The 19,961-nt window shown below is 60.1% G+C and carries 18 protein-coding genes; 7 read left to right on the forward strand and 11 right to left on the reverse strand.

The window, feature by feature from the left end; all coding sequences use genetic code 11:
• Positions 1-5: 5 nt before the first annotated feature.
• From KFE13_RS09085 to KFE13_RS09100, 4 genes are all read left to right on the forward strand, one after another.
• Positions 6-905, forward strand: coding sequence for an Fpg/Nei family DNA glycosylase (locus KFE13_RS09085; protein WP_260706849.1), 900 nt, complete (start codon positions 6-8; stop codon positions 903-905).
• Positions 906-999: 94 nt separating this feature from the next.
• A complete protein-coding gene (locus KFE13_RS09090; RefSeq protein ID WP_260706850.1) occupies positions 1,000-2,211 on the forward strand; it encodes a glycosyltransferase in 1,212 nt (403 codons plus the stop codon).
• A 116-nt stretch (positions 2,212-2,327) separates the two neighbouring features.
• Positions 2,328-3,533 carry a D-alanine--D-alanine ligase family protein gene (locus KFE13_RS09095; RefSeq protein WP_260706851.1) on the forward strand — a complete coding sequence of 402 codons (1,206 nt, stop codon included), beginning with the start codon at positions 2,328-2,330 and terminating at the stop codon, positions 3,531-3,533.
• A 27-nt stretch (positions 3,534-3,560) separates the two neighbouring features.
• The gene (locus KFE13_RS09100) at positions 3,561-4,217 is read left to right on the forward strand and encodes an energy transducer TonB (protein ID WP_260706852.1); all 657 of its coding nucleotides are present in this window, start codon (positions 3,561-3,563) and stop codon (positions 4,215-4,217) included.
• A 2-nt stretch (positions 4,218-4,219) separates the two neighbouring features.
• Here the strand turns inward: KFE13_RS09100 and KFE13_RS09105 are convergent, their stop codons facing one another.
• From KFE13_RS09105 to KFE13_RS09150, 10 genes are all read right to left on the reverse strand, one after another.
• Complete coding sequence (locus tag KFE13_RS09105; RefSeq protein WP_260706853.1) at positions 4,220-5,461, reverse strand: threonine ammonia-lyase; 1,242 nt, start codon at positions 5,459-5,461, stop codon at positions 4,220-4,222.
• Between the two features lie 33 nt (positions 5,462-5,494).
• A complete protein-coding gene (locus KFE13_RS09110) occupies positions 5,495-6,358 on the reverse strand; it encodes a prephenate dehydrogenase (protein WP_260706854.1) in 864 nt (287 codons plus the stop codon).
• 11 nt (positions 6,359-6,369) lie between these two features.
• Positions 6,370-7,404, reverse strand: coding sequence for a 3-deoxy-7-phosphoheptulonate synthase (aroF, locus tag KFE13_RS09115; RefSeq protein ID WP_260706855.1), 1,035 nt, complete (start codon positions 7,402-7,404; stop codon positions 6,370-6,372).
• A 64-nt stretch (positions 7,405-7,468) separates the two neighbouring features.
• On the reverse strand, positions 7,469-7,747 hold the full coding sequence (gene pheA, locus KFE13_RS09120) for a chorismate mutase (protein ID WP_313900693.1): 279 nt from the start codon (positions 7,745-7,747) through the stop codon (positions 7,469-7,471).
• A 202-nt stretch (positions 7,748-7,949) separates the two neighbouring features.
• Positions 7,950-8,711, reverse strand: coding sequence for a tryptophan synthase subunit alpha (gene trpA / locus KFE13_RS09125; protein WP_260706856.1), 762 nt, complete (start codon positions 8,709-8,711; stop codon positions 7,950-7,952).
• Positions 8,712-8,713: 2 nt separating this feature from the next.
• Complete coding sequence (gene trpB, locus KFE13_RS09130; protein WP_260706933.1) at positions 8,714-9,949, reverse strand: tryptophan synthase subunit beta; 1,236 nt, start codon at positions 9,947-9,949, stop codon at positions 8,714-8,716.
• Between the two features lie 296 nt (positions 9,950-10,245).
• The gene (locus tag KFE13_RS09135) at positions 10,246-11,718 is read right to left on the reverse strand and encodes a hypothetical protein (RefSeq protein ID WP_260706857.1); all 1,473 of its coding nucleotides are present in this window, start codon (positions 11,716-11,718) and stop codon (positions 10,246-10,248) included.
• Between the two features lie 84 nt (positions 11,719-11,802).
• Positions 11,803-12,618, reverse strand: coding sequence for a hypothetical protein (locus tag KFE13_RS09140; RefSeq protein WP_260706858.1), 816 nt, complete (start codon positions 12,616-12,618; stop codon positions 11,803-11,805).
• Positions 12,619-12,641: 23 nt separating this feature from the next.
• Positions 12,642-13,994, reverse strand: coding sequence for a multicopper oxidase family protein (locus tag KFE13_RS09145; protein WP_260706859.1), 1,353 nt, complete (start codon positions 13,992-13,994; stop codon positions 12,642-12,644).
• 46 nt (positions 13,995-14,040) lie between these two features.
• Entirely contained in the window at positions 14,041-16,473 is a 2,433-nt protein-coding gene (locus KFE13_RS09150) for a RelA/SpoT family protein (RefSeq protein WP_260706860.1), read from the reverse strand.
• A gap of 367 nt (positions 16,474-16,840) precedes the next feature.
• Between KFE13_RS09150 and rpsD the strand changes: the two genes are divergently transcribed.
• Both rpsD and KFE13_RS09160 read left to right on the forward strand, forming a co-directional pair.
• A complete protein-coding gene (gene rpsD, locus KFE13_RS09155) occupies positions 16,841-17,467 on the forward strand; it encodes a 30S ribosomal protein S4 (RefSeq protein WP_260706861.1) in 627 nt (208 codons plus the stop codon).
• A 2-nt stretch (positions 17,468-17,469) separates the two neighbouring features.
• Positions 17,470-17,697 (forward strand): hypothetical protein, encoded by a 228-nt coding sequence (locus KFE13_RS09160; RefSeq protein ID WP_260706862.1) that lies wholly within the window; start codon positions 17,470-17,472, stop codon positions 17,695-17,697.
• A gap of 243 nt (positions 17,698-17,940) precedes the next feature.
• On the opposite strand, the gene KFE13_RS09165 is transcribed toward KFE13_RS09160, so the two are convergent.
• Positions 17,941-19,113, reverse strand: coding sequence for an FAD-dependent oxidoreductase (locus KFE13_RS09165; RefSeq protein WP_260706863.1), 1,173 nt, complete (start codon positions 19,111-19,113; stop codon positions 17,941-17,943).
• Positions 19,114-19,211: 98 nt separating this feature from the next.
• Here KFE13_RS09165 and KFE13_RS09170 point away from each other — a divergent pair, with 98 nt between their 5' ends.
• On the forward strand, positions 19,212-19,916 hold the full coding sequence (locus KFE13_RS09170) for a TetR/AcrR family transcriptional regulator (RefSeq protein ID WP_260706864.1): 705 nt from the start codon (positions 19,212-19,214) through the stop codon (positions 19,914-19,916).
• Positions 19,917-19,961 lie beyond the last annotated feature (45 nt).

A 19,961-nucleotide genomic window follows, 5' to 3' on the forward strand; every position in this document is an offset into this window, starting at 1 on the left:
TACGCATGCCGGAGCTTCCTGATATTGCCGCTTACATCACGGCGCTCGAAGCGCGCGTACTGGGCCAGCCGCTAGAGCAGGTGCGTATCGCCAGCGCGTTTCTGCTGCGCACCGTACAGCCTCCGATTGCAGCAGTTGAAGGGCACACGGTTCGTGGACTGCGCCGCGTGGGCAAGCGCATCGCCTTCGGTTTCGACAATGGGATGTGGCTGGTGCTTCACCTGATGATTGCAGGACGCCTGCACTGGAAGCCTGTAGGCGCGAAGCTCGGCGGACGCAATCAGCTTGCCGCGTTCGACTTTCCGTCAGGCTCGCTGGTACTGACCGAAGCGGGCAGCAAGCGCCGAGCCGCGTTATATGTCTTTGCCGACGAGGCTGCGATGCAGACAATCGACGCGGGCGGCATCGATGTGTTTTCAGCGACTCTCGATGATTTTCGTGCTGCGCTGATGGCGGAAAATCGCACGCTCAAACGGGCGCTGACCGATCCACGCATTCTGAGCGGTATCGGCAATGCTTACTCGGACGAGATTCTGCATGCAGCAAAGCTCTCGCCGATTGCTCAAACGCATAAGCTGGCGGCGGAGCAGTGGCAGCGCCTGTACGATGCAACACGCTCAACCCTGCAGATGTGGATCGACCGGCTGCAAGTCGAGGCCGCAACGGCGTTTCCAGAGAAGGTCACAGCATTTCGAAAGGACATGGCTGTACATGGACGCTTCGGAGAGCCGTGCCCCGTGTGCGGCGAGAAGGTGCAGCGCATACGTTATGCCGACAATGAGACGAACTATTGCGCCGAGTGCCAGACCGAGGGCAAGGTGCTGGCCGACCGTAGTTTGTCGCGTCTGCTCGGCAAGGACTGGCCGCGCACGCTCGACGAGCTTGAGGCACTGAAGCGCCGGTAGGCATTCATCGCACTGAAACATAAGTATGTAGCGCTGTTGCTGAAATTGGAGCTTATCCCGTTTGGATGAGCCGCACCTCAAGTACAGTAATCGCATGCGTATCCCACGCGTCGCGTATCTCCCGGACTCCTTCCACGAGGTCAACGGCGTCGCGCATACATCCCGCAACTTTGTCGCTTTCGCCCAGCGCCACGCGCTGCCGTTTCTGTGCATCCGTGCCGGTACGCGCGCCGACGCCTTTGAGCAGGCAGGCGAGCTGCGCACGCTGGAGCTGCGCCGTTCACGCACCTCGATTCGCATGGAAAAGGACCTCGACTTCGATCCGCTCTTCTGGCGATATGCCAACGCCATCCGCCGCGAGTTGAAGCGCTTCCAGCCGGACATCATCCACATCACCGGGCCCAGTGAGCTGGGCATCGCAGGCGCGTACTTCGCGTGGGAGCAGCGCATCCCGCTTGCCGCATCGTGGCATACCAATGTGCATGAGTACGCGGCTCGGCGCATGGGCTGGATTACGAACAAGCTCGCGGCGCGTTACGGTGACGTCATCTCGCAACGCGTCGAAGATGGTTCACTGTGGGCGACATCGCGCTTCTACTCCCTGGCCAAGGTTCTCTATGCGCCAAACGATGAGCTGTGCCGCATGCTGGAGCGCACAACACACAGGCCGTGCTACCTGATGCAGCGCGGTGTCGATACGGAGCTGTTTTCGCCGGCACATCGCACGCGTCCCATCGATGACCAGACATTGATTCTCGGCTATGTGGGCCGTCTGTCTGTCGAGAAAAACGTTGCTTTGCTAGCGCAGATTGAACGTCAGCTACTGGCCATGGGCATTACGAACTTCCGCTTCCTGATCGTCGGTCACGGCGGCGAGGAAGCATCGCTTCGTGCAACGTTGACGCAGGCAGACTTCCCTGGCGTGCTGCGCGGCGCAGATCTCTCACGCGCTTATGCAGATATGGATATCCTCGTCTTCCCGTCGCATACCGACACTTTTGGCAACGTGGTGCTGGAAGCGCTGGCAAGCGGCGTGCCTGCTGTCGTAACGACAGGCGGCGGCCCGAAGTACATCGTGCGCGATCAACAGACAGGCTTCGTCGCGCAGGATGCAGAATTTGCAGCGGCTATTGCGACACTGGCCAACGACCGCGTGCGGCTAGCGCAGATGCGGGTGGATGCGCGTCAGTACGCGCTCAGCTGCTCTTGGGACGCGGTATTCAATCGCGTCTATCAAGGCTACCTGGACGCGCTGCCCTCGCAGGAGTTTGCAGCTCCGCTCGCAGCGGGCGCACTCAGCTCCTAAATTCCTCTTTCGCAGAAACTGGTCTCTGGCGGTGTATCGAGGGGTATCCTCGGGGGTTCGAATCCCCCAATCTCCACCAAAATCCGCAGGCTTGTGCATCACACTGGAGATAGACCATGAAGAAGAACAAACTCCGCGTTGGAATCCTCTTTGGCGGCCGTTCGGGCGAGCATGAGGTCTCGCTGCTCTCCGCTGCCTCCATCCTCAAGGCCATCGACCGCACGAAGTATGACGTCGTTCCCATCGGCATCACGCGCGAAGGACGCTGGGTGACGGCGAACGATGCGCAGGCGCTGCTGACCGGAAAGGCTGCGAAGGAGAACCCGCGGCTGGCCGGTGATCCTGAGGCAACAGCGACGGCAGCCGTCATCCGCCGCGGCGAGGCGATCATTGTGCCGCCGGTACCTGCAGATTCACTGCAGCCGCTGGAGCTTTCGGCTGCTGCCGAGCTTGCCCCGCAACAGCCTGCGCTGCATATCGACGTTGTCTTCCCCGTCCTGCACGGCACCTTCGGTGAGGACGGCACGATCCAGGGACTATTTGAGTTGGCCGACATTGCCTACGTTGGCTCGGGCGTGCTGGGTTCAGCCGCAGGCATGGATAAAGACGCGATGAAGAAGCTCTTCAAGGCAGCCAGTCTGCCGCAGACGCCGTATCTCGCCATGCTGCGCTCGGAGTGGCGCGCCGATGCGAAGAAAGCGACGAAGAAGATTGAAGCTGCGCTCAAGTATCCGCTGTTTGTGAAACCCGCGAACCTGGGTTCCTCCGTCGGCATCAGTAAGGTGCACGACCGCTCGGAACTCGCTGCCGCGATGGACCTTGCCGCGAGCTTCGACCGCAAGTTGGTAATTGAGCAGGGTGTGGGCGGACCGGGAGCCAAGCCGCGCGAGCTTGAGGTCTCGGTGCTGGGCAACGATACTCCCGAAGCAAGCGTCGTCGGCGAGATCGTCCCCGGGGCTGAGTTCTACGACTACGAAGCAAAGTACCTCTCCGACTCCAGCGTGCCCATCATCCCCGCGAAACTATCCGCTGCAGAGTCAAAGCAGATTCGCCAGATGGCCATCGAGGCCTTCAAAGCCTGCGATTGCGCCGGGCTTGCTCGCGTGGACTTCCTGATGGAGCCTGCAAAGAAGGGGAGCAAGCGGAAGCCGCGCATCTACCTGAATGAGATCAATACTTTGCCCGGCTTCACGTCGATCAGCATGTATCCCAAGCTGTGGGCCGCTACAGGCCTGCCGTATAAAAAGCTGATCGACCGGCTGATCCAGTTGGCCGTCGAACGACATCAGGAGAAGCAGCAAACGCAGTTCAGCCGCGTCTAAAATAGAAACCGCAAATCGGGAGAGCCGATGGAGACCCCTGGTCTGTTCGTCATACCAGTCAAACCCGTCAAGCCAGCCGCAGCACCCGTTCGCACCTATGCGCCCGCCGTCTGCTCGGCGCTGCTGCATGTTGCGGTGCTTGTCGTGCTGCTGCATCACAGCAGGCATTGGGTGGCTCCGCTCCGTTACCCCGGTACGGAGCGCGGCCACAACATCGTCCTCAGCTACCTGCCGGGACGCGCACCGATGCCCTCCATCACGCCCCCACCGGCGACTCCTCCGATCAGCGCTAAAGTGCAGTTACAACTTCCTGATCCGGCGAAGATTCAGTCGCAAGCTGCATCGCCGAACAAGAACTCGCCCGCATCGGAGCATCCCGATTCCTCAAGCGGAGCCGACGCGCTGGGCTCGGGCAATATCAGTATTGCGTTAGCAAAGTTCTTCCCGCGACCGAAACCGGATCTTTCCGCCATGCCGAGCGGGTCGAAGGGCGACGTCGTGCTTGACATCACCATCGATGAGACAGGAAAGATCTCTGACCTGAAGCTGGTCAAAGGCATCGAACACTCGATCGACGAAACTGTGATCGCCACCGTACGCCAATGGACCTTCAACCCCGCAAACCGGGACGGCCAACCCATCGCGAGCGAGCAGGAAGTCCACTTTCACTACGAGAAAGGTTGACGCTATACGATACGCGTGTGCTCGAATCCGCCAGCCGTCAGCGCGGCGAGCAGCTCCTGGACCTGTTCACGTCCGCGTGTTTCGAGCGTAATGTCGATTGTCGTGTTGCCGAGGTTCACGCCGTAGTAGGCGCGATTATAGAGCGTATCGACGATATTGGCGCGGTGCGCGGCGATCAGCTTTGTCAGTTCGGCCAGCGCGCCCGGCTTGTCGAGCAGTGTGATGCGCAGGCGAATCATACGTCCGTCCTGCACCAGGCCGCGCTCGATGATGCGGCTCAGCAGGGTGACGTCGATGTTGCCTCCGCATACGAGCACGCCAGTCTTCACGTTGTGGAGCGAGGTCTTCTTCTGTAGAAGAGCAGCAAGCGCGGTTGCGCCCGCGCCCTCGGCCAGCGTCTTCTCACGTTCGAGCAGCATGAGGATGGAGGAGGCGATCTCGTCCTCATCGACAGTGACGATCTCATCGACGTAACGGTTGACGACGGGGAAGGTCACTTCGCCTGCACGGCGGACGGCAATACCATCGGCGATCGTCGTTGCCGGATCAATCGTCACCGGGCCGTGCTGTTCGACGGCAATGGCCATCGAGGGCAGCCGCGACGTCTGCACACCAACAACCTTGATCTTCGGATTCGATTCTTTGATCGCGCAGGCAATGCCGCCGATCAGACCGCCGCCGCCGATGGGAACAACGACGGCTTCAAGCCCCGGCACCTGCTCAAGCATCTCCAGCGCAATCGTTCCCTGACCTGCCATGACGGCGGGGTCATCGAAGGGATGGATGAAGGTCATCTCCTCGGCAGCACAGATGCGGCGCGCCTCTTCGTATGCCTCGTCGTAGTTGGCGCCGTGCAGCACAACCTCGGCACCAAACCCGCGCGTCGCCGTCACCTTCACCAGCGGCGTCGCCAGCGGCATCACAATCAACGCGCGGATGCCGCGCTTCGTTGCGTGATATGCAACGCCCTGCGCATGGTTACCAGCGCTCGCAGCAACGACACCGCGTGCTGCCTGCTCCGGCGTCAGCAGGGCGATGCGGTTCAGCGCGCCACGCTCTTTAAAAGAGCCCGTCATCTGCAGATTTTCAAGTTTCAGGTAAATCTGCTGGCCCGTAATCGAGGAGAGCATCTGCGAGTGCGCGCATGGTGAATAATAAATCGAACCGCGCAGCCTTTCGCGTGCGGCAACCACGTCGGCCAGGCTGATGCTCACTTCGCTCTTCAACTCTTCCGTTGCGGGCACTGAAACGTCCTCTCTCCAAAAGCTAAATTTCAATCACGAACGACGAACGCGGAACTTGTTCGCCAGATCAAACTCTTCACGCAGGCCCGGCGTGCGCAGATTCTCACGCACATGCGTCAATCGCTGCTCCAGCGCAAGCAGGGTTTCGGTAATCGGCGTAGTGTTGGTCATCGCAACATCGCGCCACATGCTGTAGGGACTTGCGCCCAGACGAGTCGTCTCGCGCAGCGCGCGTCCGCCGATAGCGCCAATCTCCGGTGCATCACCGAACTTCTCTTCAAGCAGCGCCGCCAGCGCCGTCGAAAGCATCTGCGGCAGATGGCTGACCCATGCGCACATCTCGTCGTGCCGCCTGGGGTCCATATCAAGTGAGCGTGTCCCGAAAAGGCCGACCCACATGCGCCAGTCCTTTTCGATAGGAGCCATCTCTTCGCTGCACGGCGTGAACAACCACATCGCATTGTTGAAGAGCGTTCCCTCTGCCAGCATCGCGCCGCCGGACTCCTTGCCTGCCATCGGATGGCCGGGGAGGAAGATGGCCTTCTGCTGTGGGTCGTCGAAGAGCTTCGCAGCCAGCTCTACAATCTCAAGCTTCGTACTGCCGACATCTGTAATCAACTGACCTGCGCCGGTGACCGGAGCCAGCTTCTCCATCCAGTCCTTGATAGCAAGTACAGGCACGGCGAGCACAATCGCGTCGGCCTGCCGCGCAAGCTCCAGCGCACCCCACTCGTTGCCTGCGGCTCCATCCAGCGCGCCCATCGCCGTTGCTGCACTCAGCTCCAGCGCGTTCACGTCCCAGCCGTCGATGCGTCCGGCAAATCCTGCTGCACGCAGAGCGAGACCGACCGATGCCCCGATCAGTCCCGTTCCGATGATGAGTACTCGCTCGATCACGCGTCCCGTCCTTACGCTACAACCGGCTCTGCTACCGAACGACCGACCACAGGAGCCAGCTGTCCAAGTTGCTTGACCAGCTTCTCCAATTGCTCCGGATACATGCTCTGTGCGCCGTCGCTCATCGCCTTCTCCGGATTTGGATGCATCTCCATCAGCAGGCCGTCAGCACCCGCAGCTACAGCAGCCAGCGCCAGAGCCGGCACGAAGTCGCGAATACCTACGCCATGTGACGGATCGCCCAGCACCGGAAGATGTGTCAGCTTTTTGAGCACCGGAATCGCCGAGATGTCCATCGTGTTCCGCGTTGCTGTCTCGTACGTGCGGATGCCACGCTCGCATAGCATCAGATCGTAGTTGCCGCCGGAGAGGATGTACTCCGCCGAGAGCAGAACCTCTTCAATCGTCGCCGAGATACCGCGCTTCAGCAGGCAGGGCTTGCGCACATGGCCAAGCTCACGCAGCAGGTTGAAGTTCTGCATGTTGCGCGCGCCGATCTGAAAGACATCGATGTAGGGCAGCATCACCTCAATCTGCGAGATCTCCATCACTTCAGTAATGACGAGCAGGCCGGTCTGATCGGCAACCTCGCGCAGCAGCTTCAGCCCCTCAACACCCATGCCCTGGAAGCTATACGGCGAGCTGCGCGGCTTGTACGCGCCTCCGCGCAAAAACTGGCAACCAGCGGCAGCGACCTTCTTCGCGCTGTCCAGAATCTGTTCGCGCGATTCCACCGAGCATGGCCCTGCCATAATCACGATCTCGTCACCGCCCACCACAACGCCGTTCGAGAACTTAATCTTTGTGCCCTCGGGCCGGAAGTTGCGCCCCGCCAGCTTGTACGGCGACGAGATACGATACGCATCGTGCACACCCGGCAGCACCTTGAACTCGGCCACATCAAAGTGGTCTGGCGTACCGACGCCCGCCAGGATCGTCTGCGCAGCTCCCGTGGTGCGGTGCACGTTGAATCCGAGCTCCACCATGCGCTCAATCACGTGTTGAATATTCTCTTCTGTTGCTGTGTCCTGCATCGCTACGATCATTGTCTTCGCTTCGCTTTCTCTCGTGCCAATCTCAATTCGAGTACTGAATGCCTATCTTTCCGCATTACTTATCGCGCTTTTGCAAAGCACGCATCACGTCGATAATGCGCTGGTAGATATCGACAATCTCCACGTCGGAGAGCGGCCCCGGGTTCGAGCGCTGCACATGGTCGAAGACGTTCTTCTCGCGCTGCGGCTCATAGACCGGCAGGTTGGACTGCTGCTTAAGTTCGCCAATGGCGCGTGCTGCCTCGGCCCGCTGATTGATGAGGCGAACGATCTGCTCATCGAGCTCATCGATCTTGCGTCGCCAGTCAGAGATCTCCATCGGGTGTCCTCGCATTGCAACAGGGCTTCTCGAAAGCCTATCTGCTGCGGGTTTTGGGTGTACGACTCATGATAAATGCCGGCCTTGCCTCGTCCGGCATTCAGGACGCTGGATGACTCTTCCAACGGTCTCGCAAGGGTTTCACATGCAAGGATTCCCGCTACCTGACGCAGTCTTATCGCCTCAGACAGGGGCTTCGCAGGATACTCCGCAGGCCTCATCCTCTTAGCCCCGCGACAAATTTGCCCGCCGCCGCTGCCGCGTCCTGCGGAGCGGTCTTTTCAATCAGCTGCACGATGGCACTGCCGACAACGGCCGCATCCGCAAACTCGCCCACGGCCCTTACGTGTTCCGCATTCGAAATGCCGAAGCCCACCGCAATCGGCAGCTTCGTGAACTTCTTCAGGCGCGTCACCACGTCCCCCGCATCGCCTGTCAGGTGCGACTGCGTGCCGGTGATGCCGGTGCGCGAGATGGCGTAGACGAACCCCTGCGAGTTTTCCGCAATCGCCTTCAACCGCTCATCGGGTGACGTGGGTGCAGCGAGAAACACGGGGGCCAGCTTGTTCGCATGCATTGCGTCAAGATATTCGCCCGCCTCTTCGACAATCATGTCGGTCAGCAGCACACCATCGGCACCAGCCTCAGCCGCCTTCGCGCTGAACGCTTTCATCCCCATCCGCACCACAGGATTCAGATAGCTGAAGAGGATCAACCCCGCTTGCGGACGCGCCTTGCGAAGCTCCTTTGCAACCCCAAGCACATCTGCCAGCCGCGTGCCCTTCGCCACCGCCCGTTCACTCGCACGTTGAATCACCGGGCCATCGGCCAGCGGATCGCTGAACGGCACGCCCAGTTCGATGACGTCGGCTCCGTTGTCGATAGCCGCCAGCGCAATATCGCGCGTCGTCGCAAGATTGGGATCACCTGCGGTGAGGTAGATAACGAGGCCGGGCTTCTTTGGAAAATTTATCGGCATGACTAGCCCTTCGCCTCCACAGATGCACCACTAACATGCAACTCTTTCGAAAGAATCCTCATATCCTTATCGCCACGCCCCGACAGATTCACCATCAGCACATCCGTCTTGCGCATCGTGGGAGCCAGCTTGATCGCCTCTGCCACTGCGTGCGCGCTTTCGAGTGCAGGAAGTATCCCCTCTGTCCGCGCCAGCGTCACGACAGCTTTCAACGCTTCATCGTCCGTCGCCGAGGTGTATGTTGCGCGGCCCGAGTCATGCAGCATCGCGTGCTCCGGTCCGACGCTCGCGTAATCGAGCCCCGCGCTTACCGAATGCGTCAGCGCAATCTGCCCCGCATCGTCCTGCAACACATAGCTGTACGTTCCCTGCAGTACACCGGGGATGCCGCCACCATCCTTCGCGAAGCGCGCCGCGTGATCGCCCAGCTTCGGCCCGCGGCCGCCTGCTTCGACACCGATTAATTGCACGTTCGTGTCGTTCAGGAACTCGTAAAACGCGCCGATGGCATTCGAGCCACCGCCGACGCACGCAACGATGGCCGTCGGCAGCTTGCCCTCCTGCTCCATGAGCTGCTGCTTCGCCTCTTTGCTGATCACGCGATGGAAGTCGCGCACCATCGTCGGATAAGGATGCGCACCCAGCGCCGAGCCCAGGATGTAGAACGTCGTGCGCACATTCGTCACCCAGTCGCGCATCGCCTCAGAAATTGCGTCCTTCAGCGTCGCTGAACCCGCACTCACACCGCGCACCTCAGCGCCCAGCAAACGCATGCGGTAAACGTTCAGCTCCTGCCGGCGCATGTCTTCTTCGCCCATGTAGACGACGCATTCCATGCCCAGCAGCGCGCACACGGTCGCGGTCGCCACACCGTGCTGCCCCGCACCTGTCTCCGCAATAATGCGCTGCTTGCCCATGCGTCGCGCCAGCAAGCCCTGCCCCAGCGCGTTATTGATCTTGTGTGCTCCGGTGTGCAGCAGGTCTTCGCGCTTCAGATAAATCTTCGCTCCACCCAACTGCTCGCTCAGCCTCTTGGCGAAGTACAGCGGCGTAGGCCGCCCGCAGTAGTTGTGCAGCAGGTCGGCCAGCTCCGCCTGAAACGCCGCATCGTCTTTGGCCTGGTTGTACGCCGCTTCCAGCTCTTCGAGCGCGGCCATCAGCGTCTCCGGCACGTACCGCCCGCCATAGACGCCGAACCGCCCCACCGCCGACCGTACAGGTCCAGCCGGACTCACCATTGCTGCTACAGTTCCACCAGTCGCTCCGCCCATACGTCGCTCCCTTTTCCCAGCAAAAAACAAAAGCCGCAACCTGTATCGGTCGCGGCTCGTGTGGATTTCGAATCTTGTCTGAACTTCAGCTTACTGAGCTAATCCGTCAGAAGACCCTACTCCGCCGATGCCGCTACCGGATACCAGTAGCGGTAAATAAAGCTAATAAAGCGGCTGGAGTTCAAGATCATCTTGTCCACAAGCATACATGCCACCACCACTGGCCGCAACCTGTTTACCCATTTGTTAACGAGCAACGTCATTTACGGCTCCAGCACAAACTTCTTGATCGCCACCTTCGCGCCTGCCTTGGCGCGCTCCGGAGCCGTCCTGACCACTACCGTAATCTCGTTGAAATTGATGCCGTCCATCGCCGCCGGAATGGGGAACTGCAGCTTCTCCTCTGGTTGCTTACCTGAGGCGTTCGGGCGGGATGCAATGGGTAACATGCTCGATGGAATCGTTACCGTGCCCAGATAGTGCGGCGCCTGTTCAGGAGCTACGGAGTTCACCCTCTGCTTCGCGGTCGCCTTCGCGTCGGGCAGCTTCTTCACCCATAGCTCCAGCGCGATCGCTCCTTCCAGCTGGTCGGCGTTCTCCACCACCAGGTCCATTGAGGAGCAGCAGCCGAGGTCCAGCGGATCGGCCAGTTTTTGATGAGCCTCCATCAACAGCGGATAACGATCGCTCGAGCGCACTTGCGTCTTCGTCGAGCTGCCCCGCACCACACGCGCCGACGGTCGTGGCTGCTTGTCCGGCGACTTGAAGTACCAGTACTGCCCGTCGAAGGGAATCTCCATCGGCTCGGAGATCTTCACACCGAAGTGCGGCACCAGCTCGCGCTTTACCGGCGCGACGATCTTCTTCTGCGACTCGGTAAGCGGCAACAGGATGATGCCAACGTAGCCGTCACTCGACGCGGCATCGCTCTTCGGTGCAGCTGCATCCTTCGCCATCGTCTTCGGCGTATTCAGGCCAAAGCCGCCAAACGGTGACGCACGCAGAAACGGCAGCAGTGCCATCACCGTAAATACAAACGCGGCGGCGGCGATCCCCGCCTGCTTGCCGCTCGAAATAAACGCGCGTGGCCCCTCCGCTGGAACCGCTTCCACTACCCTGCGCGCAGCCGCACGCCATGCAATCGCTCCCGCAAAGACTCCCGCAAAAAGCGACGAGGCGATGAACCACCGGTTCGCCGCCAGCGCAATCGCCCCGTCAAATAGCAGCACCAGCAACAGCGACGGCAGCAGCACACGCACAAGCGGAGCGCTCTCAAACATAAACGGCGTGCCGGGCTCGCGCCGCACAGCGGCATCCGTTTGAGGAGCGGATTCAAGATCGCACCGCTTCAGGAAGTAGCCGAGGCTCACCAGGCACAGCACGCTCGCCGCAATCATCAGCAGCGACCACGTCTCCACAAACAACGCCCATGCGGGAACCCACAGTGCCGTCAGACACGCCGCGCGTATCGCCGGTGTTGCAAGCTTTGGAGTGCCGGGAAGCAGTCGTACATAAATCGTCCGCACCACGAAGCCGCACACCATGACCGCGGCAAACAGCAGTATGGTTGCCAGCACCAGCAGACCAAATCGCGGAAGCGTTCCGCGAGGTAACCATGAGACCAGAAAGTCGAGCACCCACGCCGACATCACCACGCCGACAACCATTGGCCACAAAGGCATACGCCGTGTGCCGGGTTCGAGATCGAAGCTGCCTTGCAACTCCCCTGCCTGCATACGAGGCTCTCCTCGATGATGCAAGCCAGCATCGCACGAAACGCGTGCGTTGTGCAGCTTTTCCTGCTGATTATTTTGGTGTGGCTAATCCGTAGGAGAGCGCTTGCCCCAGCTGAACCGCCGCCCCACAATGGCCTTCACGATCAGGTGATCGGTCGACGCCGTCCCACCCATCCCGACGCCGAAATTCAGCTCCCACTTCGGCGATACATTCAGGTCCGTCACTGCGAAAAGCTGTTGTTGCTGATCATGCAACGCGCTGAACGACCACACGCGGCCAAAATTTCCGTAGTACTCCACCCCGCCCGAAATCTTTCGCGTAAAGTCGTAACCCACCTTTGCAGCCGGCGCAAAGCCCACACCCTGATTCACATCCGGCCCATGCCACGTTCTTTCCAACGCAGGATTCACCGCCAGATACCAGCGCCCAATCGACTTATCCACGATCGGCCTGATCTCCCACGTCCACGTATCCGGCGAATACTCCGACCGCTGATAGCCGATCTCCGTCGACACGCTCACACCCACCGGCCAGTGCCACGAATCCGGCACACGCACACGAGGACGTATGTGATCGCCCACCCACTGCACCCCGTGGCCGTTCTGCCAGCTCGTGAACAGATAAAACCCGATCTCCGACCAGTTGTTGATGCCCTGCGTGTACTCCAGCGACTCATGCAGCTGATGGTTCGTCGGATACGTTCCATCATTGGTTGTCGTCGAACCCTTCGGCGTGAAGTTCGAGTGCAACTCCAGCATCGCCGTGCCCGGAGCGACCGTATCCGAGCCATACACCTGGATCTCGTAATTGCCCTGCGCCCGCGCCCCCGCCGCACCCATCGCCAGCACAGCCATCATGACCAACAGAGCTCTCAGCATCCCATCTCGCAAAACAGCCATCCCATTCGTTGCACTTCTTCTTCTCAGGAGCACCGGAACAGCATCATGAATCCCATGTCCATGTGGTCCTGCTGGTGACAGTGAAAGAGCGACAGTCCCAGGCGATCGGCAGTAAACTCCACCTCCGCTTCTGTCCCCGCGCTCACTAAGATTGTGTCTTTCAAAATACCCTGCGTCTGGCGGCCGTTTAGTTTTTTTACTTCAAACGTATGCCGGTGGAGATGAACTGGATGATCGTCCATACTCTTGTTCTTCATCACCAGCCTGTAGCGCTGCCCATGCTTCAGCGCCACCGTCTCCGTATCCGGGAACGAACGGCCATTGATCATCCAGCGATCCATCGCGCCGTGCCCTGCGAACTTCGACTCAAAAACTAATGAGACCTCAGTGACATTAACCTGCGCTGAAGGAGTCGCGCCCGATGTACCAGCCGCAAAAGCTAAGTAGTCCCAATCAAGTGTCTGTGGCTGCTGCCATACAGGCTTGCCTGTGCGATCGGCGTATTCGACGACCACGCCCATGCCCAGCGCCTGTGCGCTCTTGCGTACCTCACCCAGCACCCATACGCCGGGGTTATCCATTACCACTTCCGCAGAGACACGCTCCGCCGGCGACAACCGCAGCATCGCCACCGCCTGCGGCGAAGGCACCGGATTCCCGTCCAGTGCCACCACGCGAAACGTATGCCCCGCCAGCGCAAGCCAGTGTGGCTCCGTCGCGCTAGTGTTCACCACATGAATCATTACGCGCTGCCCCTGCTTCACGCGCAGCGGCTCACCAAAGCCCAGCACCCTGCCATTAATCGTCGACACGTTATAGACCGGACTCATCGAGCCATCGTCCGAGCCAATCAACGTCCCGTCCCAGTCATGCAGCGCGAGAAAAAACTCTGCGTTGTAGCGCCCGGGATTCTCCTTCGGCTCCACCCACAACACGCCGTGCTGGCCGCCATACAACGCCCTCTTCAGGTCCTTCCCCGCCGAAGTATGCGTGTGATACCAACGCATCCCCGCAGGCTCCGGCGTGTAGGTGTAGCTCGCGCTCGCTCCCGGAGCGATGTGCGGCGTACCCTCTTCCATCGCACCATCCACCTCCGGCGCAAGAAACAACCCATGCCAATGCACGATCTCCTCGTTCGCGCTCTTGTTGGTCACGTTGATCGTGACCGGGACGCCTTCGCGCATCCGCAGCATCGGCCCCGGAGCTTGCCCGTTATAGGCTGTCGTCTTGATAAACTTTTTCGGCGCTACCTCAATCGAGCACGGCGCAATCGTCAGCGAATAATCCGCGTCCGCCCACGCCGCAGGACTCCGCGGCATCGCAGCAACCACAGCAGCCGCCCCACCAAGCTTTAGAACATCGCGTCGCGTCGCCACACCTTCATCCTAACCGCTCTGAAAAAGGGCGGATCGATCTGTGTGCCTAAATCTTCTGTACGCGATGAACCTCGCGCACACCCGGCACGCGCCGCAGCCGCTCCACCAAACGGTTCAGGTGCCGCACATCCACCGTCTCAATCACAAAATCCACCACCGCCGAGCCATCGGGGCCGATCTTCGTATCGATGCTCCGTATATTCGTCCCATCGTCCGAGATGATCGCCGTAAACTCCTTCAGCATACCGGCACGGTCTTCGCACAGAATCGTCAGCTTCACCGGATACGTCTGCTGCTTCGCCACACCCGGCTCCGTCGGCGTCGGAGCCCACTCCACCTGTATCCTGCGGTCTGATTCATACAACAGGTTCTGCACATTCGGACAGCTACGTGCATGCACCGCCACGCCCTTGCCACGCGTCACGTAGCCGATGATCTCTTCGCCGCGAATCGGATTACAACATCGCGCGCGATACACCAGCAGGTCGTCCTGTCCTTCCACCTGCAGCGACTCCGAGCCCTTTCCGAAAAAGACGCGCTTCACCGCATCCGACATCTGCCCGATCGCATTGCCGACCGTTCCCGGCTCCGGCTGCGCGGGCTCCGGCGTCATCGTCGAACCCGGCTCCAGCTTGTTCAGCGCCTGCCGCGACGAAAACTTGCCGAATCCGATTCCCGCCAGCAGCTCTGCCTCGCTCGTCAGCCCGTACTCATGCGCCAGCTTGTCGTAATCCGCCGTCGTGTACTTGTTCAACGAGAGCTTATATTTGCGTGCCTCGCGGTCCAGCAGCTTCTTGCCGATTTCCATTGCGCGCTGCCGCTGATGCTCATTCAGCCAGTGCTTAATCTTGTTGCGCGCCTTGCTGCTCTTCGTAAAGCTCAACCAGTCGCGGCTCGGCGTGTGCCCCGTCTGCGTCGTAATCTCGACGATGTCGCCGTTCTTCAGCTTCGTGCGCAGCGGAACGATCCGGCCGTTCACCTTCGCACCCACCGTCGTGTTGCCCACCTCGGTATGAATCGCATAGGCGAAATCCACCGGGCTCGCATCCTTCGGTAGCACGACGACCTTTCCCTTCGGCGTGAAGGTGTAGACCTCCTCCGGGTACAGGTCGATCTTCAGCGTCGACATGAACTCGTTGGGATCGGTCATCTCGCGCTGCCACTCCATCAGCTGCCGCACCCACGCGAGACGTTGTTCATCCTTCGCGCTGACGCTGTCGTCGGCCTTGTACTTCCAGTGCGCCGCGATTCCTTCTTCGGCGACGCGGTGCATGTCTTCCGTACGAATCTGCACCTCGAACTGATGTCCGCCCTCGCCGATCAGCGTCGTATGCAGCGACTGATACAGATTCGGACGCGGCATCGCGATAAAGTCCTTGATCCTGCCCGGCACCGGCCGCCATATCGAGTGCAGCAGACCCAGCAGCGCATAGCAATCCTGCACCGTGTGCGTAATCACACGAATCGCCAGCAGGTCATACACCTGGTCCACAGGAATCTTCTGCGACTGCAGCTTCTGCTGAATCGAATACAGCCGCTTGATGCGCGACTCCACGCGGCCCTGAATCTTGAACTCCTTCAACTTCTCATCGAGCCGCGTAACGATCTTCTTCAGGAACTCCTCGCCCGCGCCGCGCAGCGAGTCCACCTCATGCGATACCTGCTCATACGCAAACGGGTCGGTGTAGCGAAACGCCAGGTCTTCGAGCTCGCCACGCAGCTTACCCATGCCCAGCCGATGCGCCAGCGGAGCATAGATCTCCAGCGTCTCCCGCGCAATCTTCTGCTGCTTCTCCGGCTTCAGATGCTCCAGCGTGCGCATGTTATGCAGCCGGTCCGCCAGCTTGATGATCACGACACGAACATCCGTCACCATAGCCAGCAGCATCTTGCGGATGTTCTCCGCCTGATGATCTTCGCGGTTCGCGAACTTGATCTTGTCCAGCTTCGTCACGCCCTCGACAATGTGGGCCACCTGCTCGCCGAACTTCTTCGCAATCTCATCGCTTGTGACATCGGTGTCTTCCACCGCATCATGCAGCAGCCCCGCTGCGATGGCGGTCGAATCCATCTTCAGCTCCGCCAGTACCTGCCCCACTTCCAACGGATGGATCACATACGGCTCGCCGCTCGCGCGCTTCTGCCCCTCATGCTGTTGCAGACAGAACGCCCACGCCTTGCGAATGATCTCCAGATCATCCGCAGGACGGTTCTCATGCACCGTCTCCAGCAGCTTCTGAAATTTTTCGTCGATGACAGCAACATCGCTCGGCGCTAACCCGGAAAGATGCGCCGCCGAGGATTCTTCGGCAGGTGGGCGCACAGCAGAGCGAAGCTCTGTCGACTTCACCGGAGCCGACAACGGAGCCGTAGGCTCCGCACCTGCTTTGACCTCTGGAATCTCCGGTTGACCTTCAGGCTGGTTCTGCTTCCCTGGCTGCGGACCGGCTTGCGAAGAGGCCGGAGGAGCGATTGCCATAGTTCATTATAGGCCGCACTTTCGGCCAGGGCAGCGTTCCAGTTCTACTGTGTCATTCCGAGCGAGGCGAAGCCGAGCCGAGGAACTGGGGTCCCCAGCGAGCTTGCTCGTTGGGGTGGAAGAAACCCCCGGCATTCTGCCTGTACTGCGCCAAATGCGTACCGAGCCATAGCCGCTCATACCTCGACCGTACCCCTGTCACTCAGGCTACTTCCCCGCAAAATCCCTCTTGCGCTCAATATAGGACTAAGTTAGTCTTAGTTCCATCAGGGCCTATCCACGGCTGTCTTTTGGCGAAGCGTCGTGGTTCGGGTCGAGATCGGCAGCCGCGCCATCCACCTGCGCGCGGCCTCAAGGGGATGACGTGATGAGCAATACGAAGAAGTTCAAGATGCAGCGCGCTCTCGGGCTCGAGCTGCCCGGCCTGGGCAAGCCCGGAGCGCTCGAAAAGCGTAACTACCCACCCGGCCAGCACGGTCGCGACAACGCCAAACGCAAGCTCTCCGAGTACGGCGCGCAGCTCAAAGAAAAACAGAAGCTCCTCTTCCACTACGGCCTGCGCGAGGAGCAGCTCCGCCGCTTCGTCCGCGATGCACGCCGCATTCAGGCCTCCAACTGGGTCGAAAGCCTCATCGGCCTGCTCGAGCGCCGGCTCGACAACGTCGTCTTTCGCCTCGGCTTCGCGCGCTCGATGGCCGCCGCCCGCCAGCTCGTCTCGCACGGCCACGTCATGGTCAACGGACGCATCCTTACCATCGGCTCCGCCGTCCTCCGCGTCGGCGACTTCGTCAAGCTCACCGAGTACGCCGCCAGCATGAAGGCCACCGTCGAATCGCGCCTCGCACCGCGCCTGCCCTTGCCCGGATTCCTGCAGTTCGCCCATGAGGGCGTCGACGACCACGGCGTCGTGCGCATGCAGCCCGGAGCCGCCCACGTCCCCTTCACCTTCGATCCGCAACAGATCGCCGAGTACTACGCCAAGCTTGGAGTCTAACCATGTGCGACGAAAACGCCGTAGCCGAAACCCTCGCCTCCTGCCCCGGCCTGGGAGGCATCACCCTCTGCCCCTGCGGAACCATCAGCCTGCACGTCGGCGGAGTCTCCGTCCGCATGGAACCCGCCGCCTTCATGCAGATGTCGCGCATGTGCCACGAAGCCATGCTGCTGCTCAACGGCCAGCTGCGCGACCGGGCATCCACAAACGCAAACGCCATCACACACTAAAAATTTAAGCACGAAGTGTCATTCCGAGCGAAGTGCGAAGCACGCAGCCGAGGAACCCCCGCATTTCGCTCGAAGCGTCACAAACGGTAAAAGGAGTGACGCAAACAGAAGGTCCCCCGCAGCCGTCTTTTTGGCGAAGCGCTGCGAGGGACCCGAGATCGGCAACCTGAAAGGCTGACGACGTATCTTCAGTATAGATGTCTGAAATCCGCGTCTCGACGATCTCAATGGCAATGGGTTGAGTCAAACCTCAGCCGACAGCGTCGCGTCCGCTCCAGCAAAGCTTCGAAACAAAGCAACGACGCGATCGGAAGCATCCGGTGCGTAGAACATCTCGGTGTTCACCATCGTGTCCGCTATCATGCGCTGCATTCGAGCAAACATCTCCGACTCATAGGCCGCGATTGCCTCAAAGGTCGTGTTTTTGCCAAGGAGCAGTTTCGACAGCACCAACGCATCGAGCATCGCCATGTTGACGCCTTCGCCAGCATAGGGAGGCATCACATGCGCTGCATCACCAATGAGCGTAACGTTTGCTTTCGGCTCCCAATATTGATTCGTCGGGCAAACAAGCAGTGGACGCCAGGTCATGGACACAGCCTCCCGAAAGAGCGGGTCCCAAAGCTCGCTCCAGCCCGCAAAGTTCGCGTGAAACCACGCTACGCGCTGATCCGGACCATTCGCGTCTTCCATCGTCTGTCGAGCCGTGACGTCATCGGTCTTCAAACCCGCGTAAAACAGTACGCTGCCGTCCGGTTTGGTTCCCATACCGATCGTTCTTTCGCCTCCCAAAGCGATCAAAGCTGCTCCGCCCAATAGGTTCCACAACTCAGGTATCGCCTGTCTTGCCTCAGGCACAAGGCCCTCCACAAGCGATACACCGACATACTCCGGCCGGATGGGGGTGACCAGTTCACGCAGGCGCGAGTTCGCGCCGTCGCTGCCGATGGCAATATCCGCGAGGACGGTCCTGCCGCCCGCGAAACGCAACAACACCTGCTCACCCTGCATCTCCGCAGATGTAAGCTGGCAGTCCCACTGCACCGTGCCTGGCTGAAGTGAGTCCAGCAGAATTTCCCGCAACGGTCCCCGTTCGATCTCAGGACGTTTCCCGGCACCGGTCATGCGCCGTGCGTGATCGTGAAGAACCGTTCCCTTTGCATCGACGAGACGAAGGCGATCAAGATCCGGACGGTAATTGGACCAGAACGCATCGAGCAGGCCTGCAGCTTCCAGTGCAGCGAGCCCGGAGTCTTCATGCAGGTCCAATGCGCTGCCTTGGACGCGTGCGCTGCGACTCTTATCTCGCTCATACACGGAAACCTGCGCACCGCCCAGCTGCAGCAAGCGTGCCAACGTGAGGCCGCCCGGCCCACCACCGATAACAGCGATCTTCTTTTCACCAAGGGCACTCATACACATTCTCAAACGGGCAGCGCCATCGAATTAAACTACATGGAACGCCGTTCCATGTAGTTTGGAACAATGTTCCATTTATGTCAACATAGAGCACGATGAAGGAACGACGTGGCACGCAACGACGTGAAGCATCTCTTTCGCGCGAAAACATTATTCAGACAGCGATTGCACTGCTGGATAGCGGTGGCGAAGACGGGCTCACGTTCCGCGCACTCTCCGAGCGGCTTGCGACGGGGCCAGGTGCGATTTACGGGCATATCGCCAACAAAAGCGATCTGCTGACGGCAGCCTGCGATGCCCTGGTGGCGCGCACGATGAACAAAATACCGATCACAACCCCCGAAGAGACGATTCGTGCTGTCGCACTTGGCTTGTTCGACTTGATAGATGTGCATCCGTGGATCGGCTCAACACTCACAAGCTCTCCTGGAGCTCTGCCCGTCGTGCGCATTCTTGAGCGCATCGGCCATCAGATTCGCACGCTCTCTGTGCCAGAGGAGCAACAGTGGGACGCCGTCGGCACTTTGATGGCCTTCATTCTTGGCGTCAGTCGGCAGAATGCCGCAAACCGGCAACTCGCCAGAGCGCGAAACCTGGATCGCGACGACTTCCTGGATGCGGTGGCGACTGCATGGTCACAGCTCGATGCGAGAGAGCATCCGTTTGCGAGAAGCGTAGCCGGACGGATACGAAATCACGATGACCGGGTCGACTTTCTTGCCGGGATCGATCTGATCCTTGCGGGCATCGGATCACTCAAACGCCCTTCGCGTCCTCGAATCAAACCTTCACCCCGTTAGACAGTTGACTACCGATAAACGCCGTTCTCATCATCAACGCGCATT

This window comes from Edaphobacter flagellatus (assembly GCF_025264665.1).
GTDB classification, from domain to species: Bacteria; Acidobacteriota; Terriglobia; order Terriglobales; family Acidobacteriaceae; genus Edaphobacter; species Edaphobacter flagellatus.

Excerpts from the sequence above, each read along its gene's own strand:
- KFE13_RS09085 (WP_260706849.1), top strand. The coding sequence starts at position 6 with ATGCCGGAGCTTCCTGATATTGCCGCTTACATCACGGCGCTCGAAGCG.
- trpB (WP_260706933.1), bottom strand. The coding sequence starts at position 9,949 with ATGGTGAGTCCGGCTGGACCTGTACGGTCGGCGGTGGGGCGGTTCGGC.
- pheA (WP_313900693.1), bottom strand. The coding sequence starts at position 7,747 with ATGCGAGGACACCCGATGGAGATCTCTGACTGGCGACGCAAGATCGAT.
- rpsD (WP_260706861.1), top strand. The coding sequence starts at position 16,841 with ATGAGCAATACGAAGAAGTTCAAGATGCAGCGCGCTCTCGGGCTCGAG.
- KFE13_RS09140 (WP_260706858.1), bottom strand. The coding sequence starts at position 12,618 with ATGGCTGTTTTGCGAGATGGGATGCTGAGAGCTCTGTTGGTCATGATG.
- KFE13_RS09165 (WP_260706863.1), bottom strand. The coding sequence starts at position 19,113 with ATGAGTGCCCTTGGTGAAAAGAAGATCGCTGTTATCGGTGGTGGGCCG.
- KFE13_RS09150 (WP_260706860.1), bottom strand. The coding sequence starts at position 16,473 with ATGGCAATCGCTCCTCCGGCCTCTTCGCAAGCCGGTCCGCAGCCAGGG.
- KFE13_RS09095 (WP_260706851.1), top strand. The coding sequence starts at position 2,328 with ATGAAGAAGAACAAACTCCGCGTTGGAATCCTCTTTGGCGGCCGTTCG.
- KFE13_RS09100 (WP_260706852.1), top strand. The coding sequence starts at position 3,561 with ATGGAGACCCCTGGTCTGTTCGTCATACCAGTCAAACCCGTCAAGCCA.
- KFE13_RS09170 (WP_260706864.1), top strand. The coding sequence starts at position 19,212 with ATGAAGGAACGACGTGGCACGCAACGACGTGAAGCATCTCTTTCGCGC.
- KFE13_RS09160 (WP_260706862.1), top strand. The coding sequence starts at position 17,470 with ATGTGCGACGAAAACGCCGTAGCCGAAACCCTCGCCTCCTGCCCCGGC.
- aroF (WP_260706855.1), bottom strand. The coding sequence starts at position 7,404 with ATGATCGTAGCGATGCAGGACACAGCAACAGAAGAGAATATTCAACAC.
- KFE13_RS09135 (WP_260706857.1), bottom strand. The coding sequence starts at position 11,718 with ATGCAGGCAGGGGAGTTGCAAGGCAGCTTCGATCTCGAACCCGGCACA.
- trpA (WP_260706856.1), bottom strand. The coding sequence starts at position 8,711 with ATGCCGATAAATTTTCCAAAGAAGCCCGGCCTCGTTATCTACCTCACC.
- KFE13_RS09090 (WP_260706850.1), top strand. The coding sequence starts at position 1,000 with ATGCGTATCCCACGCGTCGCGTATCTCCCGGACTCCTTCCACGAGGTC.